The 22861-nt window shown below is 72.7% G+C and carries 21 protein-coding genes and 1 tRNA gene; 10 read left to right on the plus strand and 12 right to left on the minus strand.

What is annotated here, in order from left to right; all coding sequences use genetic code 11:
* Positions 1–112: 112 nt before the first annotated feature.
* The 3 genes from KBB57_RS05795 to irrA form a co-directional block, all read right to left on the minus strand.
* Entirely contained in the window at positions 113–1255 is a 1143-nt protein-coding gene (locus tag KBB57_RS05795; protein ID WP_290747591.1) for an alpha-hydroxy acid oxidase, read from the minus strand.
* A 7-nt stretch (positions 1256–1262) separates the two neighbouring features.
* A complete protein-coding gene (gene msrA / locus KBB57_RS05800; protein WP_290747592.1) occupies positions 1263–1913 on the minus strand; it encodes a peptide-methionine (S)-S-oxide reductase MsrA in 651 nt (216 codons plus the stop codon).
* A gap of 114 nt (positions 1914–2027) precedes the next feature.
* Positions 2028–2477: an iron response transcriptional regulator IrrA gene (gene irrA / locus KBB57_RS05805; protein ID WP_290747593.1), complete on the minus strand. Its 450-nt coding sequence runs from the start codon at positions 2475–2477 to the stop codon at positions 2028–2030.
* A 147-nt stretch (positions 2478–2624) separates the two neighbouring features.
* On the opposite strand from irrA, the gene KBB57_RS05810 reads away from it, so the two are divergent.
* Positions 2625–2891 carry a hypothetical protein gene (locus tag KBB57_RS05810; RefSeq protein WP_290747594.1) on the plus strand — a complete coding sequence of 89 codons (267 nt, stop codon included), beginning with the start codon at positions 2625–2627 and terminating at the stop codon, positions 2889–2891.
* The gene (locus tag KBB57_RS05815; protein ID WP_290747595.1) at positions 2891–3310 is read left to right on the plus strand and encodes a hypothetical protein; all 420 of its coding nucleotides are present in this window, start codon (positions 2891–2893) and stop codon (positions 3308–3310) included. Before KBB57_RS05810 ends, KBB57_RS05815 begins: the two co-directional genes overlap by 1 nt.
* An 8-nt stretch (positions 3311–3318) precedes the next feature.
* Here KBB57_RS05815 and KBB57_RS05820 read toward each other — a convergent pair whose 3' ends face one another.
* On the minus strand, positions 3319–3939 hold the full coding sequence (locus KBB57_RS05820) for an SH3 domain-containing protein (protein ID WP_290747596.1): 621 nt from the start codon (positions 3937–3939) through the stop codon (positions 3319–3321).
* Positions 3940–4059: 120 nt separating this feature from the next.
* Between KBB57_RS05820 and KBB57_RS05825 the strand changes: the two genes are divergently transcribed.
* Positions 4060–5046 carry a D-glycerate dehydrogenase gene (locus KBB57_RS05825; protein WP_290747597.1) on the plus strand — a complete coding sequence of 329 codons (987 nt, stop codon included), beginning with the start codon at positions 4060–4062 and terminating at the stop codon, positions 5044–5046.
* A gap of 88 nt (positions 5047–5134) precedes the next feature.
* Here the strand turns inward: KBB57_RS05825 and KBB57_RS05830 are convergent, their stop codons facing one another.
* The 5 genes from KBB57_RS05830 to KBB57_RS05850 form a co-directional block, all read right to left on the minus strand.
* Positions 5135–6040: a histone deacetylase gene (locus KBB57_RS05830; RefSeq protein WP_290747598.1), complete on the minus strand. Its 906-nt coding sequence runs from the start codon at positions 6038–6040 to the stop codon at positions 5135–5137.
* A 93-nt stretch (positions 6041–6133) separates the two neighbouring features.
* Positions 6134–6451, minus strand: coding sequence for a DNA-binding transcriptional regulator (locus tag KBB57_RS05835; RefSeq protein WP_290747599.1), 318 nt, complete (start codon positions 6449–6451; stop codon positions 6134–6136).
* The gene (locus tag KBB57_RS05840; protein ID WP_290747600.1) at positions 6444–6815 is read right to left on the minus strand and encodes a type II toxin-antitoxin system RelE/ParE family toxin; all 372 of its coding nucleotides are present in this window, start codon (positions 6813–6815) and stop codon (positions 6444–6446) included. Before KBB57_RS05840 ends, KBB57_RS05835 begins: the two co-directional genes overlap by 8 nt.
* 60 nt (positions 6816–6875) lie before the next feature.
* Positions 6876–9686 carry a bifunctional [glutamine synthetase] adenylyltransferase/[glutamine synthetase]-adenylyl-L-tyrosine phosphorylase gene (locus KBB57_RS05845; RefSeq protein ID WP_290747601.1) on the minus strand — a complete coding sequence of 937 codons (2811 nt, stop codon included), beginning with the start codon at positions 9684–9686 and terminating at the stop codon, positions 6876–6878.
* 76 nt (positions 9687–9762) lie between these two features.
* A complete protein-coding gene (locus tag KBB57_RS05850) occupies positions 9763–10197 on the minus strand; it encodes a VOC family protein (RefSeq protein WP_290747602.1) in 435 nt (144 codons plus the stop codon).
* Between the two features lie 290 nt (positions 10198–10487).
* Here KBB57_RS05850 and KBB57_RS05855 point away from each other — a divergent pair, with 290 nt between their 5' ends.
* On the plus strand, positions 10488–11690 hold the full coding sequence (locus KBB57_RS05855; protein ID WP_290747603.1) for a hypothetical protein: 1203 nt from the start codon (positions 10488–10490) through the stop codon (positions 11688–11690).
* A gap of 192 nt (positions 11691–11882) precedes the next feature.
* On the opposite strand, the gene KBB57_RS05860 is transcribed toward KBB57_RS05855, so the two are convergent.
* Complete coding sequence (locus KBB57_RS05860) at positions 11883–13754, minus strand: ABC transporter ATP-binding protein (protein WP_290747604.1); 1872 nt, start codon at positions 13752–13754, stop codon at positions 11883–11885.
* Positions 13755–14086: 332 nt separating this feature from the next.
* Between KBB57_RS05860 and KBB57_RS05865 the strand changes: the two genes are divergently transcribed.
* Together KBB57_RS05865 and KBB57_RS05870 are read left to right on the plus strand one after the other, a co-directional pair.
* The gene (locus tag KBB57_RS05865; protein ID WP_290747605.1) at positions 14087–15313 is read left to right on the plus strand and encodes an FAD-dependent monooxygenase; all 1227 of its coding nucleotides are present in this window, start codon (positions 14087–14089) and stop codon (positions 15311–15313) included.
* Positions 15314–15386: 73 nt separating this feature from the next.
* Positions 15387–15461, plus strand: a tRNA-Phe gene (locus tag KBB57_RS05870).
* A gap of 98 nt (positions 15462–15559) precedes the next feature.
* Here the strand turns inward: KBB57_RS05870 and KBB57_RS05875 are convergent.
* On the minus strand, positions 15560–15886 hold the full coding sequence (locus KBB57_RS05875; protein ID WP_290747606.1) for a hypothetical protein: 327 nt from the start codon (positions 15884–15886) through the stop codon (positions 15560–15562).
* Between the two features lie 266 nt (positions 15887–16152).
* Between KBB57_RS05875 and KBB57_RS05880 the strand changes: the two genes are divergently transcribed.
* The 4 genes from KBB57_RS05880 (at position 16153) to KBB57_RS05895 (ending at position 22263) form a co-directional block, all read left to right on the plus strand.
* A complete protein-coding gene (locus tag KBB57_RS05880; RefSeq protein WP_290747607.1) occupies positions 16153–16476 on the plus strand; it encodes a hypothetical protein in 324 nt (107 codons plus the stop codon).
* A 608-nt stretch (positions 16477–17084) separates the two neighbouring features.
* Positions 17085–18395 (plus strand): amidase, encoded by a 1311-nt coding sequence (locus KBB57_RS05885; protein WP_290747614.1) that lies wholly within the window; start codon positions 17085–17087, stop codon positions 18393–18395.
* 140 nt (positions 18396–18535) lie between these two features.
* The gene (locus KBB57_RS05890) at positions 18536–19741 is read left to right on the plus strand and encodes an aminotransferase class I/II-fold pyridoxal phosphate-dependent enzyme (RefSeq protein WP_290747608.1); all 1206 of its coding nucleotides are present in this window, start codon (positions 18536–18538) and stop codon (positions 19739–19741) included.
* Between the two features lie 2 nt (positions 19742–19743).
* Positions 19744–22263, plus strand: coding sequence for a DNA translocase FtsK 4TM domain-containing protein (locus tag KBB57_RS05895; RefSeq protein ID WP_290747609.1), 2520 nt, complete (start codon positions 19744–19746; stop codon positions 22261–22263).
* 4 nt (positions 22264–22267) lie between these two features.
* Here KBB57_RS05895 and KBB57_RS05900 read toward each other — a convergent pair whose 3' ends face one another.
* Positions 22268–22429, minus strand: a complete 162-nt coding sequence (locus tag KBB57_RS05900) for a hypothetical protein (RefSeq protein ID WP_290747610.1) — start codon at positions 22427–22429, stop codon at positions 22268–22270.
* Between the last annotated feature and the right edge of the window lie 432 nt (positions 22430–22861).

The following is a 22861-nucleotide window of genomic DNA, read 5'->3' on the forward strand; positions in this document are numbered from 1 at the left end:
AGCCGACATGAAAAAATGGCAAGCCGGATTCCAGCCGGATTCCAGCCACATTCCAGTCCCGCTTTTTCCTGCCGTTTCAGAAGGATGTCCACTGACGGGGAAAATTGCGCGTTCACCCCCGGTCGAGGATGCCCGCATCCACTTCCCGCACGTCCCGCCGCCCGCACAGCGCCATGGTGATGTCCAGCTCCTGCCGGATGATCTCCAGCGCCCGCGCCACCCCGGCTCGTCCCCCGGCCCCGAGCCCCCACAGGAACGGCCGGCCGATATGCACTCCCTTCGCCCCCAGCGCCAGCGCCTTCAGCACGTCCTGCCCCGACCGCACCCCCCCGTCCATATGCACCTCCATCCGCCCGTCCACCGCCTCCACCACCCGCGGCAGCGCCGAGATCGACGACCGCGCCCCGTCGAGCTGGCGCCCGCCATGGTTCGAGACGATGATCGCGTCCGCCCCCGTATCGACGGCGCGCCGGGCGTCCTCGGGATCGAGAATTCCCTTCAAAATCAGTTTCTTGCCCCAACGCTCCCGGATCCAGCCGACGTCGGTCCACGCGAGCCTCGGGTCGAACTGCGTCGTCGTCCACACCGGCAGCGACTTCAGGTCGGTGACGCTCTTCGCGTGTCCGACGATGTTGCGAAACGTCCGCCGCTCGGTCCCCAGCATCCCGAGGCACCACGCCGGCCGCGTCGCCAGCTGCCACACATGCTTCGGCGTCCACCGCGGCGGCGCCGACAGGCCGTTGCGGAGATCCTTGTGCCGCTGCCCGAGGATCTGCAGGTCGAGCGTCAGCACCAGCGCCGAGCACCCCGCCGCCTTCGCCCGGTCGATGAGGCCTTCCACGAAGTCCCGGTCGCGCATGACATAAAGCTGGAACCAGAACGGCTTGCGGGTCGCGCCTGCCACATCCTCGATCGAGCAGATCGACATGGTGGAGAGGCAGAACGGCGCCCCGAACGCCTCCGCCGCCTGCGCCGCGAGCATCTCCCCGTCGGGATGCTGCATCCCCGTCAGCCCCGTCGGCGCCAGCGCCACCGGCATGGCGACCGGCTCGCCGATCATCTCGGAGGCGAGGTTGCGATCGGTCATGTCGACCAGAACCCGCTGGCGCAGCAGGATTTTCGCGAAGTCCGCCTCGTTCGCCCGGTAGGTTCCCTCCGTCCAGGCGCCGCTGTCCGCGTAGTCGAAGAACATCTTCGGCACGCGCCGCCGCGCCATCTCCTTCAGATCGCCGATGGTCAGCGCGTCTCCGATCATGCGTCCCTCACTGCGGCCGGCCCGTCGCATCCTCGCCCGGCAGCGGCAGCCCCCCGGCCATCGCTACGCCGCCGCCCTTCCAGACCTCGCGCACCCGGGCATCCCGCCCGCAGGCCCGCCGGTAATAATCGTAACGTAGCGGGTTCTTTACGGCGTAATCCTGATACTGCTCCTCAGCCTTCCAGAATCGCCCCGCCGGCCGCAGCGCGACCGTGACCGGCCGTCCCAGCACCTCCGTCGCCCGCGCCTTCATCCGCCCCGCCGCCGCCTGCTGCGTCCCGTCGACGTAGAACACCGTCGCGGCATAGGCCCGCCCCCGCTCGCACGCCTGCCCCCCTGCGTCGGTCGGGTCCATCGCCAGGAAATACGCGACGAGCAGCCGGTCGTACGTGGTCGCCGCGGGATCGAACGTCACCCGCACCGCAAGCACGTGCCCGCTCGTGCCGGACACCACGGCGCGGAACGTCGGGTCCTCGAGGCTGCCGCCGGCATAGCCGGTCTCGACGTCCAGCACCCCCGGCTGGCGGCTGAGATCCGCCTCCACGCACCAGAAGCACCCCGCGGACAGCACCGCCGTCTCGGTCGCCGGCGCGACCACGACGCCGGCCCCTGCCAGCGTGGCGAACAGCACGATGGCAAGCCATGCGATGAGGCGCAAGCTCGGGCTCCGGTGGGTGTCCCCGCATGGAAACCGCCAACCGTCGCCGCGGGCAAGTGATTCTTCTCCGCAGGGCGGATCTTGCGGAACGACGTCCCGCCAGAGCGGGATTCGTCAGGCAGTGCGGCGCAGCCGGATCACCACGTCGACGCGCGACACGACGGCGCCTTCGGGCGCGCGCGGCGCCCCGGCGAGCAGCACGGCGTCGCCCGGCGCGTCCGTCAGGCTGCCGTCCTCCTCCCAGTAGTAGTGGGGGTGGTCGTCGATGCGCGTGTCGAAGTAGGACCGTGTCCCGTCCACCGTCACCTCGGCGATCAGGCCGGCGCTGCAGAAGGCGCGGAGGGTGTTGTAGACCGTGGCGAGCGAGACCGGCGCCCCGCGCTCGGTGGCGGCGGCGTGCAGGCCCTCCGCGGTAACGTGGCGGTTGCGGCCGTCCCCGACGAGCAGCTCGGCCAAGGCGAGGCGTTGCCGCGTCGGGCGCAGCTGTCCGGCCGTCAGCCAAGCTGCCGCGCGCTCGCGCGGGCTCGACGGGTTCGGGTCGGCCAGCCTGTCCTTCCGGTTCATGGCGCCAGCATACCGCGAGCGGAAGGGGAATTTCCAGCCGCAAAGCGCGGGCGCGTCCCGTGGAAACGAATCGTTGGCGGGCTCGCGCGGGGGTGGCAGGCTCACGCTCCGGCTTTGGCCGGGCTGCAAGCCATGCATGAGGTTCCGATGAGACGACTTACCGGCGCGGCGGCGCTGGCGGCGGCGCTCACCGTGCAAATCCAGCCGGCGTATCCGAACGACGCGACGGCGGCGGCCATCGCCGCGGGGATCGCCGGCGTCGCGGTCGGGGCGGCGATCGCCAACCACCACCATCACTCGCATCCCGGCGGGCATTTCACCCCGAAGCCCGGGGTGACCTGCTACAACAAGCAGCGCGCCTGCTACCACGACGACGGCAGCTTCGCCGCCAACGCCACCTGGGAGTATTTCTGATGATCCGGCGTCTTCTGTGCGCGGCGGCGGTTGCGGCGGCGGCCGGGCCGGGGGCGGCTGCCTCCGACCCGTTGCAGGCCGCCTGGGAGGCCGCCGGGCCGGGGACGGGCGGCCTCGTGAGCGACGACGAGCTCGCGCAGCTCAACGTGATCGCCTACCACGGCGCGGTGGCGAGCCTCTGCGAGGGCTATGCGCTCGACGAGGCGCAGGTCGCCACGGCGACGAACGCCGTCCTGCAGGACGTGCCGGAGGGGATGGCGGCGGAGCAGCAGCTGCAGCGCCATGTCGACGTGCTGATCGCGCTGGGGACGGCGCGGGGGCTCTTTCTCGCCGAGGGGGCGCTCGGCGGCGAGCGGTTCTGCGCGGCGGCGAAGGAGACGCGGGACGCGCCGGACTTCGACGACTTCTGGAAGGATTGAGCGCGCCCCTACTCGATCGTCTCGTCGGGCAGCACGCCCCAGAGGCCGGCGCGGTGCGTCCAGCCGCTGACGCCGTCGGCGCCGAGCTCGCACCAGTCGCCGCGGCAATGCTCGAGGCGGGCGACGACGCCCGGCTCGGCGAAGGCGCGGATGGGGGCGGTCTCGCTCGGGTCGGCGCGGAGCGCGGACGGGGCGTCGCCGCCGACGAGGACGGTGCGGATGCCGGAGAGCAGCGTGTGGTGGACCCAGCCGCCGGCCCCGTCGGCGTCGCGGACCCGCCGCCAGTTGCCGTACTCCCCCGTCACCTCGAGCGGCATGCCGCGGCGGACGAAGGTCCAGTCGACCTTGTGGTCGAGGCTGGGGCCGCGGCGGGCGTTGGCGCTCTCGGCGCGCATCGAGACGAAGCGGGGGAGCGGCATCCCGGTGACCGGGCCGACGTTCGGGTCGGGCGCCGGATCGGCGGCAGGGGCCGCGGCGGCGGCCGGGTCGGGCGCCGGATCGGCGGCAGGGGCCGCGGCGGCGGCCGGGTCGGCCTCGGCGGCGGCGCGCGCCTGGCCGTCCGGGGCGACGCCCGCGGCGAGAAGAAGGACGAGGACCGCGCCGGGGAGGCGGGCGGCGGACAGAGCCATGACGGGACCCCTGCTCAAGGCGCCTCGACGTGCCGGGAAGTGTCTGGATATCCCCGACCCTCCCGTGCAATTATCTGCCGACCATAGCCGAACCGCACGGCGAGAGGAACAGGAATCCGCATGGCCGACAACCGGTTGAAAGTCGTCGTGACGCGTCGTCTCCCCGATATGGTGGAGGCGCGGATGCGCGAGCTCTTCGATGCGACTCTGAGCGCGGACGACCGGCCGATGGCGCCGGAGGCGATCGCCGAGGCGATCGCGGAGGCGGACGTGCTGGTGCCGACCATCACCGACAGGATCGACCAGGCCCTGATCTCGCGCGCCGGCCCAAAGCTGAAGCTGATCGCGAACTACGGCGCGGGCTTCGATCATATCGACGTCGCCACGGCGCTCCGGCGCGGGATCATGGTGACGAACACGCCGGGCGTGCTGGCGGAGGACACCGCCGACATGGCGATGGCGCTGATCCTCGCGGTGCCGCGGCGGCTGCAGGAGGGGGCGCAGCTGATGCAGCGCGGCGACTGGGACGGCTGGAGCCCGACCGCGCTCCTCGGCCACCGCATCGCCGGCAAGAAGCTCGGCATCCTCGGCTTCGGGGCGATCGGACGGGCCATCGCGGCGCGCTCGCATCCCTTCGGGCTCGAGGTGCATTACCACGCCCGGCGGCGGGTGCATCCCGACATCGAGAAGGAGCACGGGGCGACCTGGTGGGAGAGCCTCGACCAGATGCTGACGCGGATCGACATCCTGTCGATCAACGTGCCGCACACGCCCTCGACCTTCCACCTGATGAACGCCCGCCGGCTGAAGCTGATGAAGCCGACGGCGATCGTGGTGAACACCGCCCGCGGCGAGGTGATCGACGAGAACGCGCTGACCCGGATGTTGCGGGCGGGCGAGCTGGCCGGGGCCGGGCTCGACGTCTACGAGCACGGCCACGACATCAACCCGCGGCTGCGGGCGCTGCCGAACGTGCTCCTGCTGCCGCACATGGGCTCGGCGACGATCGAGGGCCGCATCGAGATGGGCGAGAAGGTCATCATCAACATCAAGACCTATGCCGACGGGCACCGCCCGCCCGACCAGGTCGTGCCGGCGATGCTGTGAACACGCCCCGTGTTCACGCGTGAAAACCCTCTAACCCATTGATTTTCTATCTAACGAAGTGTGAATCCGCGCAGTGGCGCGCGCGGGGTCACGCGGCGAGGCGGGCGGCTTCCTCGAAGATGAGGGCGTGGCGGGCGGCGAGGCGCCAGGGGTCGTCGTCGTAGCCGCCGCCGAGGACGCCGGCGACCGGCAGGGACCGGGCGCGGGCCCAGGCGAGGACGAGGGCGTCGCGGGCGCGCAGGCCCTCGAAGGTCAGCGCGAGGCGGCCGAGGCGGTCGGCCTCGAACGGGTCCACGCCGGCGTTGTAGAAGACGAGATCGGGGGCGAAGGCCTCGGTCGCGGCGAGGGCGAGGGCGAGCGTCTCGAGATAGGCGCGGTCGCCGAGGCGGTCGGGGAGCGGGAAGTCGAGGTCGGAGACGGCCTTGCGCGCCGGGTAGTTGCGCTCGGCGTGGAGCGAGAGGGTGAGGACGCGCGGGTCACGGGCGAAGATGCGCGCGGTGCCGTCGCCCTGGTGGACGTCGCAGTCGACCACGAGCACGCGGCGGACCACGCCCTCGTCGAGGAGGGCGCGGGCGGCGACCGCGACGTCGTTGAAGACGCAGAACCCGGCGCCGCCCTCGGGGCCGGCGTGGTGCGAGCCGCCGGCCATGTTGCAGGCGAGCCCGTGCTCGAGGGCGAGGCGGGCGGCGAGCAGGGTTCCGGCCGCGGAGAGGAAGGAGCGGCGGGCGACCGCGGGCGTGGAGGGCAGGCCGATGCGGCGCGCCTCCTCGGGCGTCAGCCGCGCTCCCGCGACGCGCTCGACGTAGCCGAGGTCGTGGACGGCGGCGACCTGGGCGACGCGCGCCGGCGCCGGGGCGAGGAAGCCGCCGGAGGAAGGCAGCAGGCCGCGGGCGGCCAGCGCCTCGCGGAGGTAGCCGTATTTCGACATCGGGAAGCGATGGCCGGGGCGGAGCTGGGCCATGTAGTCGGGGTGGTAGACGATGGGGAGGCGCATCACGCAGCCTCGGGCGAGGCGTGTCGCGTAGAGGAGCGACCGGAGGCCGCGCGATCACGCATCCTCCTTGCAGGGCCGGCTTCCTGCCTTGGTTCAGGAGACAGCTTGGAGCCCCTTCGTCGCCACGAGAGTGAGGAGCTTGAGCGAAGCGCCGCGCGGACGCTTCTCCCCGCGCTCCCATTGGCTTACGAGGCCGGTCGTGACGTTGAGGTAGCGCGCGAAGACCGCCTGGCTGACGTTCTCGCGCGCCCGGATGGCCCGGATCTCCTCCGGCGCCAGCGGCCCCACCGGCGTGAGGCAAAGCGTGTCGAACTCCTTCATCGATCGCGGGGAAAGGACGCCCGCTTCGCTGAGTCCGAGGGCGGTCTCGTGGACGGCGGCGAGGGCGTCGCTCCTGTAAGGCTCAGTCATGTTTCACCTCCATGATCGTCTCGTTCGCCATGGCCGCCTCGATTGCGGCATCGTCGAGATCGAGCAACTCGCTCGCCAGCTTGCGGAAGGCTTCGAGCTCGTCTTTCCGGATGTTGCCTCGGTCGCTCTTGGCGAAGCCGTAGACGAAGTAGGCACGGCTTTCGCGACGAAAGAGGATGATGCTGCGGAACCCGCCGGACGTGCCTTGGCCCGGACGGGCGATCCGCTGCTTGATGACCCCGTGGCCAAGATCGGCGTCGATGACGCCCCGTTCGGCGCGACTGATTGCCTCCACGAGCGTCGCATCGGCGATCTTCTCCTGCCTCGCGAAGCGGCCGAACCACTTCGTCTTGAAGATGCGCATCCGAACTCCGTCGCATCGAACTGTGATATAGCACTTGGTGCTATAGACATCAACCTCCGGTCATCCTGCCGCCAACCGGGCGTTGATCAGGGCGGCGCCGGCCACGGCCTCCTCGGCGAGCTGCGCCTTCAGCGCGGCGAGGTCGGGGGCTTCGGTGGTGGCGAGGACGAGGCGGACGAGGCCGGCGCCGGCCTCGGAAGGGTCGATCGTGTGGTCGGCGGCGAGGCGGCCGAGCTGCTGGAGGCTGGCGAGGCGGTCGAGCTGGGCCGCGAGGCGGGCGGCGTCGTCGCGGGGGAGCCAGCCGGATCGCGCGAGGCGGTCGAGCATCTGCCGCGGGCGGCGGACGCCGACGAGGCCGGCGAGGAGCGCCCCTGTCTGGGCGAGGAGCTCGATGTCCATCATCCGCCCGGGGCCGAGCTTCACCTCCCAGGGGTTCGCCGCGGCCTCGGCATGGGCCTCGGCGAGGCGGCGGCGCATGTCGCGGGCGTCGGCGAGGACCTTGGCGGCGTCGTGGGGGCGGGCGAGCGTCCCGGCGATCGCCTCGGCGACGCGGGCGCCGAGGTCGGCCGGGCCGGCGACGACGCGGGCGCGGGTCAGCGCGAGGTGCTCCCAGGTCCAGGCCTCCTCGGCCTGGTAGCGGCGGAAGCTCGCGAGGCTGACCGCCACGGGCCCCTGGCGGCCGGAGGGGCGCAGGCGCATGTCGACCTTGTAGAGGACGCCCTCCGCCATCGGCGAGGTCAGCGCGGCGATCAGCGACTGGGTGAGGCGGGCGAAGTAGACCGGCGCGGCGAGCGGGCGGGAGCCCTCGGACTGGGCGTCGGGGGGCGCGTCGTAGAGGACGAGGAGGTCGAGGTCGGAGGAGACCGTCATCTCGCGCGAGCCGAGCTTGCCCATGGCGACGACGGCGGCGCCGGCGCCCGGGGCGGGGCCGTGGCGGCGGGCGAACTCGGCCTCGACGCGGGGCAGCAGCGCGGCGACGGTGGCCTCGGCGACGGCGGAATAGGCGGCGGCGGCCTCGTCGGCCTCGGCGAGGCCGCGCAGAAGGTGGACGCCGATGCGGAACTGGCGCTCCTTCATCCAGACGCGGGCGCGGTCGAGGGCGCGCTCGTAGTCGGGGACCGCGGCGAGGCTCTCGGTCAGCTCGGCGCGCAGCTCGTCGGCGCCGCGGAGCGGCTTGTAGAAGTCGGCGCCGATCACCGCGTCGAGGATGCCGGCGTTGCGGCCGAGGTGACGGGCGAGCTCGGGGGTGGAGCCGGCGATGTCGACGAGGAGGTCGAGGAGCGGCGGGTTCGCCTCAAAGAGCGAGAAGACCTGCACGCCGGCGGGCAGGCGGGCGAGGAAGGCGTCGAGCGCGATCAGGGCGGCGTCCGGCTGGGCGGCGCCCTTCAGGCGGGTGAGCAGCTCGGGCTCGATGCGCTTGAAGATCGAGCGGGCGCGCTCCGAGCGCATCGCCGGGTAGCGGCGCCAGTCGGCCATGCGGGCGGCGGCGGCCTCGGGGTCGGCGAAGATCGCCGCCAGGTCGGGGGCGGGCGCGGCGGCGCGCTCCTGGGTGAAGAACGGCTCGGTCAGCGCGTGGACCTCGGTGAGGCGGGCGCGCAGGGCCTCGGCGAAGGCGGCGCGGTCGGGGGCGCCGCAGAAGTCGGCGAGGCGGGCGAGCTCCTCCTCGGTCTTCGGCATCCGGTGGGTCTGGGCGTCGTCGAGCATCTGGAGGCGGTGCTCGAGGGTGCGGTGCTCGACATAGGCGGCGGTGAGCGCATCGCGGACGGGGCGTTCGACCCAGCCCTTGCCGGTCAGGGCGTCGAGCGCGTCGAGGGTGCGGCGGGAGCGCAGGCTCGGGTCGCGGCCGCCGGTGATGAGCTGGCGGGTCTGGGTGAAGAACTCGATCTCGCGGATGCCGCCGGCCCCGAGCTTGAGGTCGTGGCCGGGGACGCGGATCGGGCCGCCGAGCCCCTTGTGGGCGCGGATGCGCAGCCGCATGTCGTGGGCGTCCTGGATGGCGGCGTAGTCGAGGTGGCGGCGCCAGACGAAGGGGCGCAGGCGGTCGAGGAAGCTCCAGCCGGCGTCGATCGCGCCGGCGCAGGGGCGGGCCTTGATGAAGGCGGCGCGCTCCCAGGTGCGGCCCATGCTCTCGTAGTAGCGCTCGGCCGGGTCGGTGGCGATGCAGACCGGGGTGACGGAGGGGTCGGGGCGCAGGCGCAGGTCGGTGCGGAAGACGTAGCCGTCGGCGGTGTTCTCGGAGAGGAGCTTGACGAGCTTCTGCGTCACCCGGACGAAGCCGCGGCGGATGTCGGCATAGGCGTCGTCGTCGTGGCGGGTCTCGTCGAAGAGGACGATCAGGTCGATGTCGGAGGAGTAGTTGAGCTCGGCCGCGCCCATCTTGCCCATGGCGAGGACGAAGAGGCCGGCGGCGTCGGCGAGGTCGGCCTCGGTCACGCCGGGGAGCTTGCCGCGGGCGATCTCGGCGGTCAGCGCCGCGGTCAGCGCGGTGGCGACGGCGCGGTCGGCGAAGGCGGTGAGCGCGCCGGTGACCGCGTCGAGGTCCCAGGCGCCGCCGAGGTCGGCGAGCGCGGCGAGGAGGGCGACGCGGCGCTTGCCCTCGCGCAGGCTGCGGGCGGGGTCGGCCGGGTCGGCGGCGGCGAGGAGGGCGGCGAGGGTTTCCTCCGGGGGCGCGGCGAGGGCGGCGCGGAGCCAGTCGGGGTCGCGGCGCATCAGGCCGCCGAGATAGGGCGAGCAGCCGGCCGTGGCGGCGAGGAGCTCGCGCGCCGCTGGGGCGACGTCGGCGAAGAGGGCGGCGGCCTCGGCGGCCTGGGCGGGGTCGTGCGGGATCGGCGCGCGGGAGACGCGGTCGGCGAGGGCGGCTCCGGCGGTCATCGGCGCGCTGTCTCCTCCGGCGGCGGGCGGTCGCGTGAGCTTAGCCGCCGGGGCGGGGCCGGCAAGGGGTGGGCTGCTAGGCCGGGAAGGTGATCTTGACCGAGTCGGCGCTGCGGTCGTGCTTGCCGTGGTAGACGGCCTCGATGTTGTTGCCGTCGGGGTCGAGCAGGTAGGCGGCGTAATAGCCCGGGTGGTGCGGGCGCTCGCCGGGGGCGCCGTTGTCGCGGCCGCCGGAGGCGATGCCGGCGGCGTGGAAGGCGTCGACGGCGGCGTGGTCGGGGGCCTGGAAGGCGAGGTGGACGCGGCCGGTGAGCTCGCCGAGCGCGGCGGGGCTGTCGGCGGTCGAGACGAAGAGCTCGTCGGCCCAGAAATAGCCCTCGCCCTTGCCGCCCATGGGGATGCCGATGGCGATGAACACGCCCTCGTAGAAGGTGCGGCTGGCCTCGAGGTCGGCGACGACGAGCTGGACGTGGTCGATCATCCGTCCGCGGTGAATTTCGTTCGTCTCCATCGGGGGCTCCTTTGCTCGGGTTCCGCCGCACAACGCCGGCGTGCGCGGGGCGTTCCTCCCGGGCGGCGGCCCGGACGGCGCGGGGTGGGCCTTCGGGTCGTCACGTTCCGGCGGCCGGAGCGCGCTCCGGCGAATGATGGACGCAGACGCGGCGCAAATTTCGGCTGCGCTTCGGCGCGATTTCGGGACGGGGGAAGGTGCGGGGCGCAGGCTGCTCCGGGCGCGGGCTCGTCGAGAAGCGGGTGGGCGAAGCTCCGCGCCGGCCGAAGATTCAGAGGAGCATCAGGGACGTGTCGATCAACAACAGCCGTGACTTCCTCGCGCAAGCCAATAGCGATGGCTCCATCGTGACCGATCATCTCGTGGCTGGGCGCAACGTCCAACTCGTTCCGGGCGCCTACACGCCGGATTGGGACACGAACGAATTCGACAGCGTCACCTTCAAGGGCACGGCGGGAAAGGACACGCTGTTCGGCGGCGGGGGCGAGGTATTTGCGTTCTTCATGGGCACGCGCGGCAATGACCTCTACGGGGTCGGCCCTTCCCCGGACGTTTTCGTCAGCGCCTACGTCGATTATAGCGGTGCGAAGAAGGGCGTCTTCGTCGACATGTCGTTCCGCGGCAGCCGTACCTTCACCGACGCCGACGGCGATGTCCGGACCGTGGCGGTCATCGGGAAGGCGCGCGACGGTTTCGGGGGGACCGACTTCTTCGCGGCAAGCGTCGAGCCCGGCCTCGAGGAGTTCAGCAGCATCCTCGGCGTCTTCGGGACGAAGCACCGCGACGTGATGATCGGCGGCGGCGGCTTCGACGATTTCTACGGCGGCGGGGGTGACGACCTGCTGATCGGCGGGTTCTCGTCTGGCGGCGCGGGCAATGACCGGCTGATCGGCCGGGCCAGCGGGGACTGGCAATCCGGCGCCTTCGGCGACGAAGGGAACGACTTCCTGCAGGGAACCGACTTCATCGACTTCGAGCTCGTCGGCGGCGCGGGCAATGACCGCATCTACGCAGGCGCGGGAGACGATCGGTACGTGACGGGCAACGAGGGCAACGACTACATCGATGGCGGCGCTGGGAACGACTTCATCGATGGCGGCGTCGGCTGTGACATCCTGGTCAGCGGGGCGGGCAACGACACCATCAACCCGGACGTCGAGTTCTTCCAGAGCGACTCGTCGCAGCCGCGCGACGGGGCCCGCGACGTGATCCTCGTGACGCGGGCGGACCTCGGCGCCTATACCGACACGGTGCTCTTCAACGCCTTCGAGGAGGGCAGGGACCAGATCCGTTTCCGCGACGCCGTGAAGGGCGGCAGGGACTTCCAAGTCTATCAGGAGGAGATCGAGACTCTCCCCGGCCGCGTGAACACCATCCTCCAGATCGACCAGGACGGCGACGGCCTCGGCGACGGCATCCCCGACGCCGACGACTATTTCCTTGTCGTGCGGGGCGCCGATCTGTCGCTGCACGACGGCTACCTGCTCACGTGAGGGCATGGCGGCCGTCCCTTTGGGAAGTCGCCGGTCCTCGTCGCGCCATCGACACGACGTCATCTCCAGAGGCGGCTCCGCGGCCGCCTCTTCTTCCCGCGCCGGCGCTGGCGACAGCTGTCAGCCGGCGGAGTAGACTGCGAAAACAAGGCATTACAGAGGAGACAGGGCGCGTCGTGTCCGGTTGACGCTTCACTCCGCGGCGACGTCGAGGAAGCCGCCGGACTGGCGGCGCCAGAAGCGGGCGTAGAGGCCGGAGCGGGCGAGGAGGGCCTCGTGGGTTCCCTCCTCGGCGATGCGGCCCTCGTCGAGGACGACGATGCGGTCCATCCGCGCGATGGTGGAGAGGCGGTGGGCGATGGCGACGACGGTCTTGCCCTCCATCACCGTGTCGAGCGTGTCCTGGATCGCCGCCTCGACCTCGCTGTCGAGGGCGGAGGTGGCCTCGTCGAGGACGAGGACGGGGGCGTTCTTGAGGATGACGCGGGCGAGCGCGATGCGCTGGCGCTGGCCGCCGGAGAGCTTCACGCCGCGCTCGCCGAGATGGGCGCGGTAGCCCTCGCGGCCCTTGAAGTCGCGCAAGGTCAGGATGAAGTCGTGGGCCTCGGCGCGCTTGGCGGCGGCGATGACCTCCTCGTCGGTGGCGTCGCGGCGGCCGTAGCGGATGTTCTCCATCGCCGAGCGGTTGAACATGGCCGTCTCCTGGCGGACCATGCCGATCTGGGCGCGGAGCGCGTCCTGGGTCATGTCGCGGATGTCGACGCCGTCGAGGCGGATCTCGCCGCCCTCGACCTCGTAGAGGCGCAGGAGGAGCGAGACGGCCGTGGTCTTGCCGGCGCCGGAGCGGCCGACGAGGGCGACCTTCTCGCCGGGGCGGACGTGGAGGTCGAAATCGGCCAGCGCCGGGGTCTTGCGGCCGTAGCCGAAGCGGACGTGGTCGAAGTCGACCGAGCCGCGCAGCGCCTCGGGCGCGACGGCCTCGGGGGCGTCGGTGATGGCGTGGGGGGGCGAGAGCGTGCGCATCCCGTCCTCGATCTCGCCGATGTTGGAGAAGATGCCCATGGCGGTCATCGAGACCCAGCCGGACATCTGGGCGAGGCGCGTGGCGATCAGGCCGGCGGTGGCGATGTCGCCGGGGGAGGCCTGGCCGCGGGTCCAGAGCAGGAGCGCGCCGCCGATGAGGAGCACGGGCAGCGCGCCGGCGAGCGTCATCAGCCAGGTGCGGAAGCTCGCGGTGACCCAGCCGAAGCGGATCGTCGCGCCGCGGTAGCCGGCCAGCGCCCCGAGCGCGGCCTCGTCCTCGTGGAGGCCGTGGCTGAAGAGCTTCACCGTGGCGATGTTGGTGATGGTGTCGACGACCTGGCCGGTGACGACGGCGCGGGCGGCGGCGCGGTCGGTGGAGCTCTTGCGGATGCGCGGCAGGAAGCGGCGGATCAGCACCACGTAGGCGGCGATCCAGAGGAGCATTCCGGCGGCGAGCCAGGCGTTGACCGCGGCGACGAGCGCCACCGAGCCGACGACGGCGGAGAGGGCGAAGCCGAGGGTGTTGACCGATTCCGACACGACCTCGGTGATGGCGCGCGCCGTCTGCTGCTGCTTCTGGGCGATGCGGCCGGCGAAGTCGTCGTCGAAGAAGGAGAGCGACTGGCCGAGGGTGTGGCGGTTGAGCCGCGAGAGGACGAGGGGATAGAGGTTCGGGCCGATGGTGACGCCGGTCAGCACGGCGCCGAGGCCCATCAGGCCGGGGCGGACGAGGAGGAAGAACAGCATCGCCGCGAGGAGGAGCGGCCAGGTCTCGGGGATGAGCTCGGCCGGGCCCTTGGCCTCGGCGAGGTCGATCAGCCAGCCGACGACGAAGGCGGAGCCGACTTCCGTTGCGCCGACGGCGACGGTGACGGCCAGCGTGACGAGGATGGCCGGGAAGGAGCCGCGCAGCGCCCAGACGAGGAAGCGGCCCAGCCGGTCGGGCGGCGGGCCGTCGGCGCGGGCGAAGGCGTCGATCAGGTCGGCGAGGCGGCGCAGGTGACGCGGGGTCTCGTGCGCCGCGCGGGTTGTGTCGGGCATCGGGCTTCCTCTCGCGCGAGATTTAGGACGCCGGAGGCCGCGCCGCCAGTGAGGATGGGTCACGGGGCCGCGCGGGGGGTGAGCGCGGGCGCACGGCACGACTCTTGCGCTGTCCCGCACGATGCCGGGGCGTGCGCCCTCGTGGCCAGTCGCTCGCGATGCTGCCGGCGAGGCCGAGAAGTCGCCCCGTCCGCATCTGCCCGGGCTCCCCCAGCAGCATCGCGCACATGCCCCCTCTCGCACGTGCGAGGCCGGCCCCGGGTTCGGGCGTCCGGCGCCCCCGGGCCGGGCGGCGGGTGGACAATCCGCGGCCGCCCGGGATAGCTGGCGGCATGGAGATCGACCGCGACGTGCTGATCGTCGGCGGCGGGCTGAACGGCCCGACGCTCGCCCTCGCCCTCGCCTCGGCCGGGCTGACCAGCGCGCTGATCGACGCCGCCCCCGCCGCCGACCGCGGCCGCGACGACTTCGACGGCCGCGCCTACGCCCTCGCCCTCAGCTCCCGGCGGATGTTCGAGGCCCTCGGCCTCTGGCGGCTCCTGGGCCCGCAGGCGCAGGCCATCGAGGAGATCGTGGTCAGCGACGGCCGCGCCGGCGAGGGGGCGAGCCCATGGTTCCTGCACTTCGACCGGGCCGAGATCGACGAGGGGCCGATGGGCCACTTCCTCGAGGACCGCTTCCTGCGCCGCGCGCTCGCCGCGGCGGCCGAAGCCGAGCCCCGCATCGCCGTCCTCGACGGCGCCGCGGTGGTCGGCCAGGCGGCCGGTCCCGGCTTCGCCGAGGCGACGCTCGCCGACGGGCGCACGCTCCGCGGCCGCCTCCTCGTCGGCTGCGACGGCCGGGCGAGCGCCACGGCGCGCCGCGCCGGCGTCGCCCGGGTCGGCTGGGACTACCCCCAGGCCGCGCTGGTCGCCGCGGTCGCGCACGAGCGCCCGCATGGCGGGGTCGCCCACCAGTTCTTCACGCCCGAGGGCCCGCTCGCCATCCTGCCGCTGCCGGGGAACCGCAGCTCGATCGTCTGGACCGAGACGCGCGAGCGCGCCGCCGCCATCGCCGGGCTCGACGACGCGGGCTTCCTCGCCGTGCTGCGCCCCCGCTTCGGCGACTTCCTCGGCGCGGTCAGCCTCGCCGGGGCGCGGTTCTCCTACCCGCTCGGCCTGTCGCTCGCCGAGCGCCTCGTCGCCGACCGCGTCGCCCTCGTCGGCGACGCCGCCCACGGCGTGCATCCGCTGGCGGGCCAGGGCCTGAACCTCGGCCTCCGCGACGTCGCCGCGCTCGCCGAGGTGCTGGCCACCGCCCGCCGCCGCGGCCAGGACCCGGGCGCCCCGGACGTGCTCGCCGACTACCAGCGCTGGCGCCGCTTCGACGCCGCGACGCTCGCCGCCGCGACCGACGGGCTGAACCGGCTCTTCTCCAACGACAACCCCGCGCTGCGGCTCGCGCGCGACCTCGGCCTCGGCCTCGTCAACCGCCTGCCGGCGGTGCGGCGCGCGCTGATCCGCGAGGCCGCCGGCCTCGGCGGCGCGCTGCCCCGCCTGCTGCGCGGCCAGCCCCTGTGACGCCGGACTTTTCGCTGGACAGCGCGCGCGCCCTGGCCTATCGACGGCCCCGCTTGACGGCCCCCGTCCCCGTGCCCGGGTAGCTCAGGGGTAGAGCAGCGGATTGAAAATCCGCGTGTCGGTGGTTCAAATCCGCCCCCGGGCACCAACAAAAACAACAGGTTAGACGGAAGCGGCGGAAGCGGAAAAGACCCTAAGGTAACAACCGGCCAGCCGCCCGCGAGGCGATACGGCTGGCCGAAGCGGTCACGCCTGCGATTCCCCGTTCCGCCGCTGCGCGTTGGCCAGATACTCAGCCCTCGTCGCGTGGTACTGGTCGATCTCCTCGCCGAAGGGGCTTGCCTCCATGCCGGCAATCGCCCGCAGCTCGCTCGCGACCCAGAGCTTGGCGCAGATGGTGGAGCCCATTTCCCATCCATCGACACGCTCAAGATCGGCGATCAGGTCAACGATCTTCTGGTCAATGGTTGCCGGCTGCGCGTCGAGCGGGACTGCGGACGCCACCCCGATGAGAGGCGCGGCCCGGAGGAGCCAGCGGCGGCTGATGTCGGCCGTCACGAGGTCGCGCCTCATCGACCGCCATCCTTCATATCTGCGTAGCGCCGGATCGCCGCGGCCATTTCGCCAGCCGCTTCGCTGCTATCCATACTCTCCGCAAACAATGCGAGTTCCCGGCGGGCGTCGCGAACAACCGTAATTGATTTCGAGGCGGGGGTGCGCAAGCCGCGCGCGAGTAGCGTCGCCGCCGTCCGCTCTGCGCTCGAAGCCGCCGGCGTCGAGTTCATCCCCCGAGAACGGCGGCGGACCGGGGGTGCGACTTAAAGAGGCGGGTTGATCAGTTGGACGATCCGGAAGCTTTGATTCCAGAGCTGGAAGCCGAGGGCCAGGCATCGGTCCGAATGAAGCTCGCTTCCGGCGTATACGGCCCAAGAAAAAAGCCGATTGTAGAAGAAGGGCTCAAAACTCGGGACCGTGAGAGCGCGGATGCCAAAGCGGCGGAAGAACTAACCCTGAACCGGGTCGCCGCGGCGGAGGCAGCGAAATCCGCGCCGGCCGCTGAGCGTGCCGCGACAGCGGCCGAACAGCAAACCAGAACGGCCAAGATCGCCCTTTGGCTATCGCTCGGCGCTCTCGTGATCTCAGGGATAGCGCTGTTCCGTTAGCCCCCCTGGGAGGCTCCCTGTCTGCCGTAGGAGACTCGCCCCTGCCGGTCTCGGCGTGACAGGAGAGCGTCCATTACGTCACGCGCCGGTCACACGGGGTACTGCATATGCCCTGCGCGGCGCACGGAGACACAGCGCCCATCGAACTCACCTTCTTGCAACCCCGGATGGAAGGAAGAACATGATGTATTCCCTCATCGAACTCTACCTGTACGCGTTGCTATTTGCGGTGCGTGTCGCCAAGCACTTCAGCGGCGCTTACTAGGCTATGGCATTTCCCGCGCCGCCGCGACAAAGCGGCGCGGGAGCGCGCCCGCCTCATCCTGACCGGCCGCGCCCTGAGTACTGCCTCGCCCCTCGTGGCGGCCTGACCCGCGCAAAGGCTCTCGCAAGGCAGATCGAACGCCTCGGGTCCAAATGCCCAATCTCGCCCGAAGCGCCAGTTTCTATCTAGATCAGGTCCCGCCAGGCGGCCGACCCGCTGCCCGGCCAACCCGGCGGTCGGGGCGTGCCACCGCCCCCGACGGCCGCGCATTGCCGGCCGGCGGCGGCCTCGCTAGGCTGGCGCAAAGGCGGAGGGACGGGCCGTGGACGAGCGCTGGTTGTGGATGACGGCGGCGGAGCTCGGGCGCGGCATAGGCGAGGGCGCGATCGACCCGCGCGCGCTCGCCGAGACGTATCTCGCCGCCATCGCCGCGCACCCGGAGGCGGCGCGCATCTACGTGCGCGCCACGCCCGCCCGCGCCCGCGCCGAGGCCGGGGCGGCGGCGGAGCGCGCAAGGCTCGGCCTGCGCCGCGGCCCGCTCGACGGGGTCCCCGTCAGCTGGAAGGACCTCTTCGACCTCGCCGGCGAGCCGACGGAGGCGGGCTCGGCGCTGCTGCGCGGCCGGGTCGCGGCGCGCGACGGCGCGGTGGTGGCCAGCGCGGCGCGGGCCGGGCTGGTCAGCCTCGGCAAGACGCACCTCTCCGAGCTCGCCTTCTCCGGCCTCGGCATCAACCCGGTCACCGCCACCTCGCCGAACATCAACGACCCCGGGCTCGCGCCGGGCGGCTCGTCCTCCGGCGCCGCCGCCTCGGTCGCCTTCGGGCTGGCCGCCGCCGCCATCGGCTCGGACACCGCCGGCTCGGCGCGGGTGCCGGCGGCCTGGAACGACCTCGTCGGCTTCAAGCCCACCCACGGCGCGCTGCCGCTCGACGGGGCGACGCCGCTCCGGCCCGGCTTCGACACGGTGGGGCCGCTCTGCCGCTCGGTCGAGGATGCGGGCCTGATGCTCGCGGCGCTGTCCGGCGGGCCGGCGGCGGACCTCGGCGGGGCGACGCTGGCGCGGACGCGGCTCCTCGTGCTGGAGGACGCGGAGGTCCTGCCGACCGACGAGGCCCCGGCGGCGGCCTTCGCCGCGGCGCTGGAGCGGGTCGCGGCCGGGGGCGCGCGGATCGAGCGCGGCCTGCCGGCCGCGGTCGCGGAGGTGATCCGCCTCTGGCCGACGGTCGCCGGGCCGGAGGCCTACGGCGTGTGGCGGGCGGCGATCGAGGCCGACCCGGAGGTGATGTGGCCGCCGATCCGCGACCGCTTCCGCCTCGGCGCGGCGATCTCCGGCGCCGACTACGTGGCGGCCCTGCGCGCCCTCGACGCGGTGCGGGCGGGCTGGGCGGCGGCGACGGCGGGCTACGACGCGGTGCTGCTGCCGACGACCGCCAACCTGCCGCCGCGCGTCGAGCGGCTGCTCGCCGATCCCGCATACTTCGCCGCCGAGAACCTCAAGGCGCTGCGCAACCCCAACCTCGCCAACCTGCTGCGGCTCTGCGCGCTGAGCGTGCCGACCGGCATCCCGGCCTGCGGGGTGATGGTCCTCGCGCCGGCGGGCGGGGAGGGGCGGCTCCTGCGCCTCGGCGCGGCCATCGAGCGCGCGCTCGCCTGAGGCGTCAAAGGGTTAACGGTGGCGGCGAGGTCACGCCCGCCACCGGTCCGCGTCAAACGACTGGACCCGCGCGCCCCCGCCGGCTAAGCTCGCGGGCAGTTCGGGGCGACCGTCCAATGACCCCGGCGACGAGGCGATCGATGCAGTTTCCCGAGCGGTTCTCGAGCCTGCCGGAATACGCGTTCCCGCGGCTCAGGCGGCTGCTCGCCGACGTGCCGCCGGGCGCGCCGGAGCTGGCGCTGTCGCTCGGCGAGCCGCGGCACGCCCCGCCCGCCTTCCTCGCCGCGACCATCGCCGCCCATGCCGCCGAGTTCGGGCGCTATCCGCCGAACGAGGGCGTGGAGGAGCTGCGCCAGGCGATCGCCGACTGGCTCGCCCGCCGCTACGGCGTCGGCGTCGATCCCGACCGCGAGGTGATCGTGCTGAACGGCTCGCGCGAGGGCCTGTTCAACGCGGCGCTGGCGCTCTCGCCCGAGCTGAAGCGCGGGCAGCGGCCGGCGATCCTCGTGCCGAACCCGTTCTATCAGGCCTACGGCGCCGGGGCGCTCGCCGCCGGGGCGGACCTCGTGCCCGTGCCGGCCACCGCCGCGACGGGATTCCTGCCGGATTATGCCGGCCTGCCGCCGGCGCTCCTCGACCGGGTGAGCGTCGCCTTCCTGTGCTCGCCGGCCAATCCGCAGGGCGCGGTCGCCTCCGCCGAGGACTGGCGGCGGCTGATCGCGCTCGCCGAGCGCCACGACTTCGTGGTCTGCGCCGACGAGTGCTATTCCGAGATCTGGCGCGAGGCCCCGCCGGCGGGGGCGCTCGCCGCGGCGCGCGCCGCCGGGGCCGACCCCGAGCGCGTGGTGATCTTCCAGTCGCTCTCCAAGCGGTCGAGCGCGCCCGGGCTGCGCTGCGGCTTCGCGGCCGGCGGCCCGCGCTCGATCGGCGCGCTGCTGCGGCTCAAGGCCTATGGCGGGGCGCCCGTGCCGCTGCCGCTGCAGCGCGCCGCCGCGGCGCTCTGGCGCGACGAGGCGCATGTCGAGGCGAGCCGCGCGCTCTACGCGGCGAAGTTCGAGGCGGCGGACCGCATCCTTGGCGGCCTCCCCGGCTATGTCTCGCCGCCCGCCGGCTTCTTCCTGTGGCTCCACGTCGGCGACGGCGAGGCGGCGGCGCTGCGGCTGTGGCGCGAGGCGGGCGTGCGCGTCCTGCCCGGCGGCTATCTCGGCCGGGCGGGCGACGGCGCGCCGAACCCCGGCGCGCCCTACATCCGCGTCGCGCTGGTCGCGCCGCTCGACGACACCATCCGCGGGCTGGAGGCGATCCGCGCCGTCCTTGCCGAGCCGCGCTCCGAAGAAAGGGTCTGACCATGGCGCCTCGATCCAAGACGAAACGCCGCAGCCCGCTCGTCGAGAGCGACACCGAGGAGGCGCTGCGCCGGCGCGGGACGGAGCTTCTCGGCCTGATCCTGATCGGGATCGGCGCGCTCGGCTGGACGATCCTCTGGACCTACTCGCCCGACGACCCGAGCCTGTTCTCCGCCACCGACGCCGCGCCGACCAACGCGCTCGGGTTCATCGGCGCCTCGATCGCCGATCCCTTGCACCGCGCCTTCGGCTGGGCGGCTTATGGCGCGCCGCTCGCGTTCACGGTCTGGGGGCTGCGGCTCCTGCTCCACGCCGGCGAGAACCGGGTGCTCAGCCGGGCGATCGCCACGCCGGTGGCGCTAGTCGCCGCGGCGGCCTTCGCGGCCACGCATGTCCCGCTGGCGAGCTGGCAGCACGCCTACGGCCTCGGCGGGCTGATCGGCGACGCCGCGCTCGGCGCGCTCCTCGGCGCGCTGCCGCTCGACGCCGCGGCGGCGCTGCCGCTGGTCAGCGTGGCGCTGGCGCTCGTCTTCGTGCTGACCGCCGGCTACGCGCTCGGCCTGACCTGGCCCGAGCTCTCCGGCTTCGGCCGGCTGCTGGGGCAGGGGTCGGTCGTCGTCTACGCCGGCGCGCATTCGCTGGGCGGCCGCGCGTTGGGCGGCGCCGCTGCCGGCGCGCGCCAGGCGGCGACGATGGCCTCCGAGGCGCGCGCCCGCCGCGCCTCCGCCGCCGAGGCGCCGCTGCCCCGCCCGGCCGGCGGCCCGATCCCGCGCTTCGATCCGGCCGTCCTGCGCGAGCCCGCGGCGCCCGCGCCGCGCGCGGCGCGGGTCACGCCGCCGGTCGTCGCCCCCTTCGAGGAGGAGGACGACGACGCCCCCGACCTCGCCCCCCCGCCGCTCGCCGCGCCCGAGACCCGGGTGCAGAAGCCGGCGCCGAAGCCGATCGCCAAGAGCGTCCGCGCCCGCAGCGAGGAGGAGCCCGAGCTCGCCCTCGACCCCAAGGGCGCCCCCGTCGCCTGGCAGCCGCCGCCGCTCTCGCTCCTGCAGAACCCGAGCACCATCGTCCGCCACCACCTCTCCACCGACGCGCTCGAGGAGAACGCGCGGATGCTGGAGAGCGTGCTCGACGACTACGGCGTCCGCGGCGAGATCGTGGCGATCCGCCCCGGGCCGGTGGTGACGATGTACGAGCTCGAGCCCGCCGCCGGCCTGAAGGCGTCGCGGGTGATCGGCCTCGCCGACGACATCGCCCGCTCGATGTCGGCGCTCGCCTGCCGCGTCTCGACCATCCCCGGCCGCTCGGTGATCGGCATCGAGCTGCCGAACGAGCTGCGCGAGAAGGTGCTGCTGCGCGAGATCATCGCCGCCAAGGGCTTCGGCGACAGCGCCCACGCCCTGCCGCTCGCCCTCGGCAAGGACATCGGCGGCGAGCCGGTGGTGGCGAACCTCGCCCGGATGCCGCACCTGCTGATCGCCGGCACCACCGGCTCGGGCAAGTCGGTGGCGATCAACACCATGATCCTGTCGCTGCTCTACCGGCTTTCGCCGGACGAGTGCCGGCTGATCATGATCGACCCGAAGATGCTGGAGCTCTCCGTCTACGACGGCATCCCGCATTTGCTCTCGCCGGTGGTCACCGACCCGAAGAAGGCGGTGGTGGCGCTGAAATGGGTGGTCGCCGAGATGGAGGACCGCTACCGCAAGATGTCGAAGATGGGCGTGCGCAACATCGACGGCTACAACGCCCGGGTGAAGGACGCGCTGGCCCGCGGCGAGGCGTTCTCGCGCACCGTGCAGGTCGGCTTCGACGAGGACACCGGCGAGCCGGTCTTCGAGACGGAGCAGATCCAGCCGCAGGCGATGGCCTTCATCGTGGTCATCGTCGACGAGATGGCCGACCTGATGATGGTGGCCGGCAAGGAGATCGAGGCCTGCATCCAGCGCCTCGCCCAGATGGCGCGCGCCTCCGGCATCCACCTGATCATGGCGACGCAGCGCCCCTCGGTCGACGTCATCACCGGCACGATCAAGGCGAACTTCCCGACCCGCATCAGCTTCCAGGTGACGTCGAAGATCGACAGCCGCACCATCCTCGGCGAGATGGGCGCCGAGCAGCTGCTGGGGCAGGGCGACATGCTCTACATGGCCGGCGGCGGGCGGATCACCCGCGTCCACGGCCCCTTCGTCTCGGACGAGGAGGTCGAGGAGGTGGTGACGCACCTGAAGTCGCTCGGCGTCCCCGCCTACGACGCCCGCGTCCTCGACGGCCCGAGCGACGAGGAGGAGGACGACATCGACCTCGTCCTCGGCCTGGGCGGCAACACCCAGTCCGACGACGCGCTCTACGACGCCGCGGTGGCGATCGTGGCCAAGGACCGCAAGTGCTCGACCTCCTACATCCAGCGCAAGCTCGCCATCGGCTACAACAAGGCCGCGCGCATCGTCGAGATGATGGAGGAGCAGGGCGTGGTCAGCCAGTCCAACCACGTCGGCAAGCGCGAGGTGCTGGTGCCGGAGCGGTGAGGGGTCAGCCCGCGGAGACGCCCGCGTCCCGCGCCACGGCCGCGAGCCGCCGGTCGCGGGTCCAGAGCGCGGTCCCGGGCGCGAGCAGGCACGCGGCGACCAGCGCCGCGTCCACGTAGCCGATCCCGCGCCCGAAGAGGCGCCGCCGCTCGACGAGCGTGCGCACCTCCGCCGGCGTGGCGAGCGGCGGGCGACGGCAGCCCGTCGAGCCGGCGCGCCACGCTGGCGCGATCCCGCAGGGCGCCGAGCGCGATCTCCGCGACGATGAGGGGATGGCACGCGACCTCGCCGGCCTCCAGCAGCCCTGCGAGCGCCGGGTCGACCGGCCGACATCGGGGGGCGCTCACGCCGGCCTTCGCCGAGCCTCTCCCGCTACGGGCTGGACGGGACGTACAAGCGCCGGAATCTTCCTTCCCGCTCCCAGAACTGTCGGAAGAATCCACACGGGAGGGAGAGATGGTGCTGCGAGAGAGGATTGAACTCTCGACCTCTCCCTTACCAAGGCCGCGCGACACTATAGTGTAAGCACGCGCGAAAGCATCGTTAAAGTAAAAACCGTAATGCAAAGTGTGCCTGAATGTAACGGAAACTGCCCGGA

It is taken from the genome of Amaricoccus sp., from assembly GCF_017993425.1.
In the GTDB taxonomy this organism is placed as follows: domain Bacteria; phylum Pseudomonadota; class Alphaproteobacteria; order Rhodobacterales; family Rhodobacteraceae; genus Amaricoccus.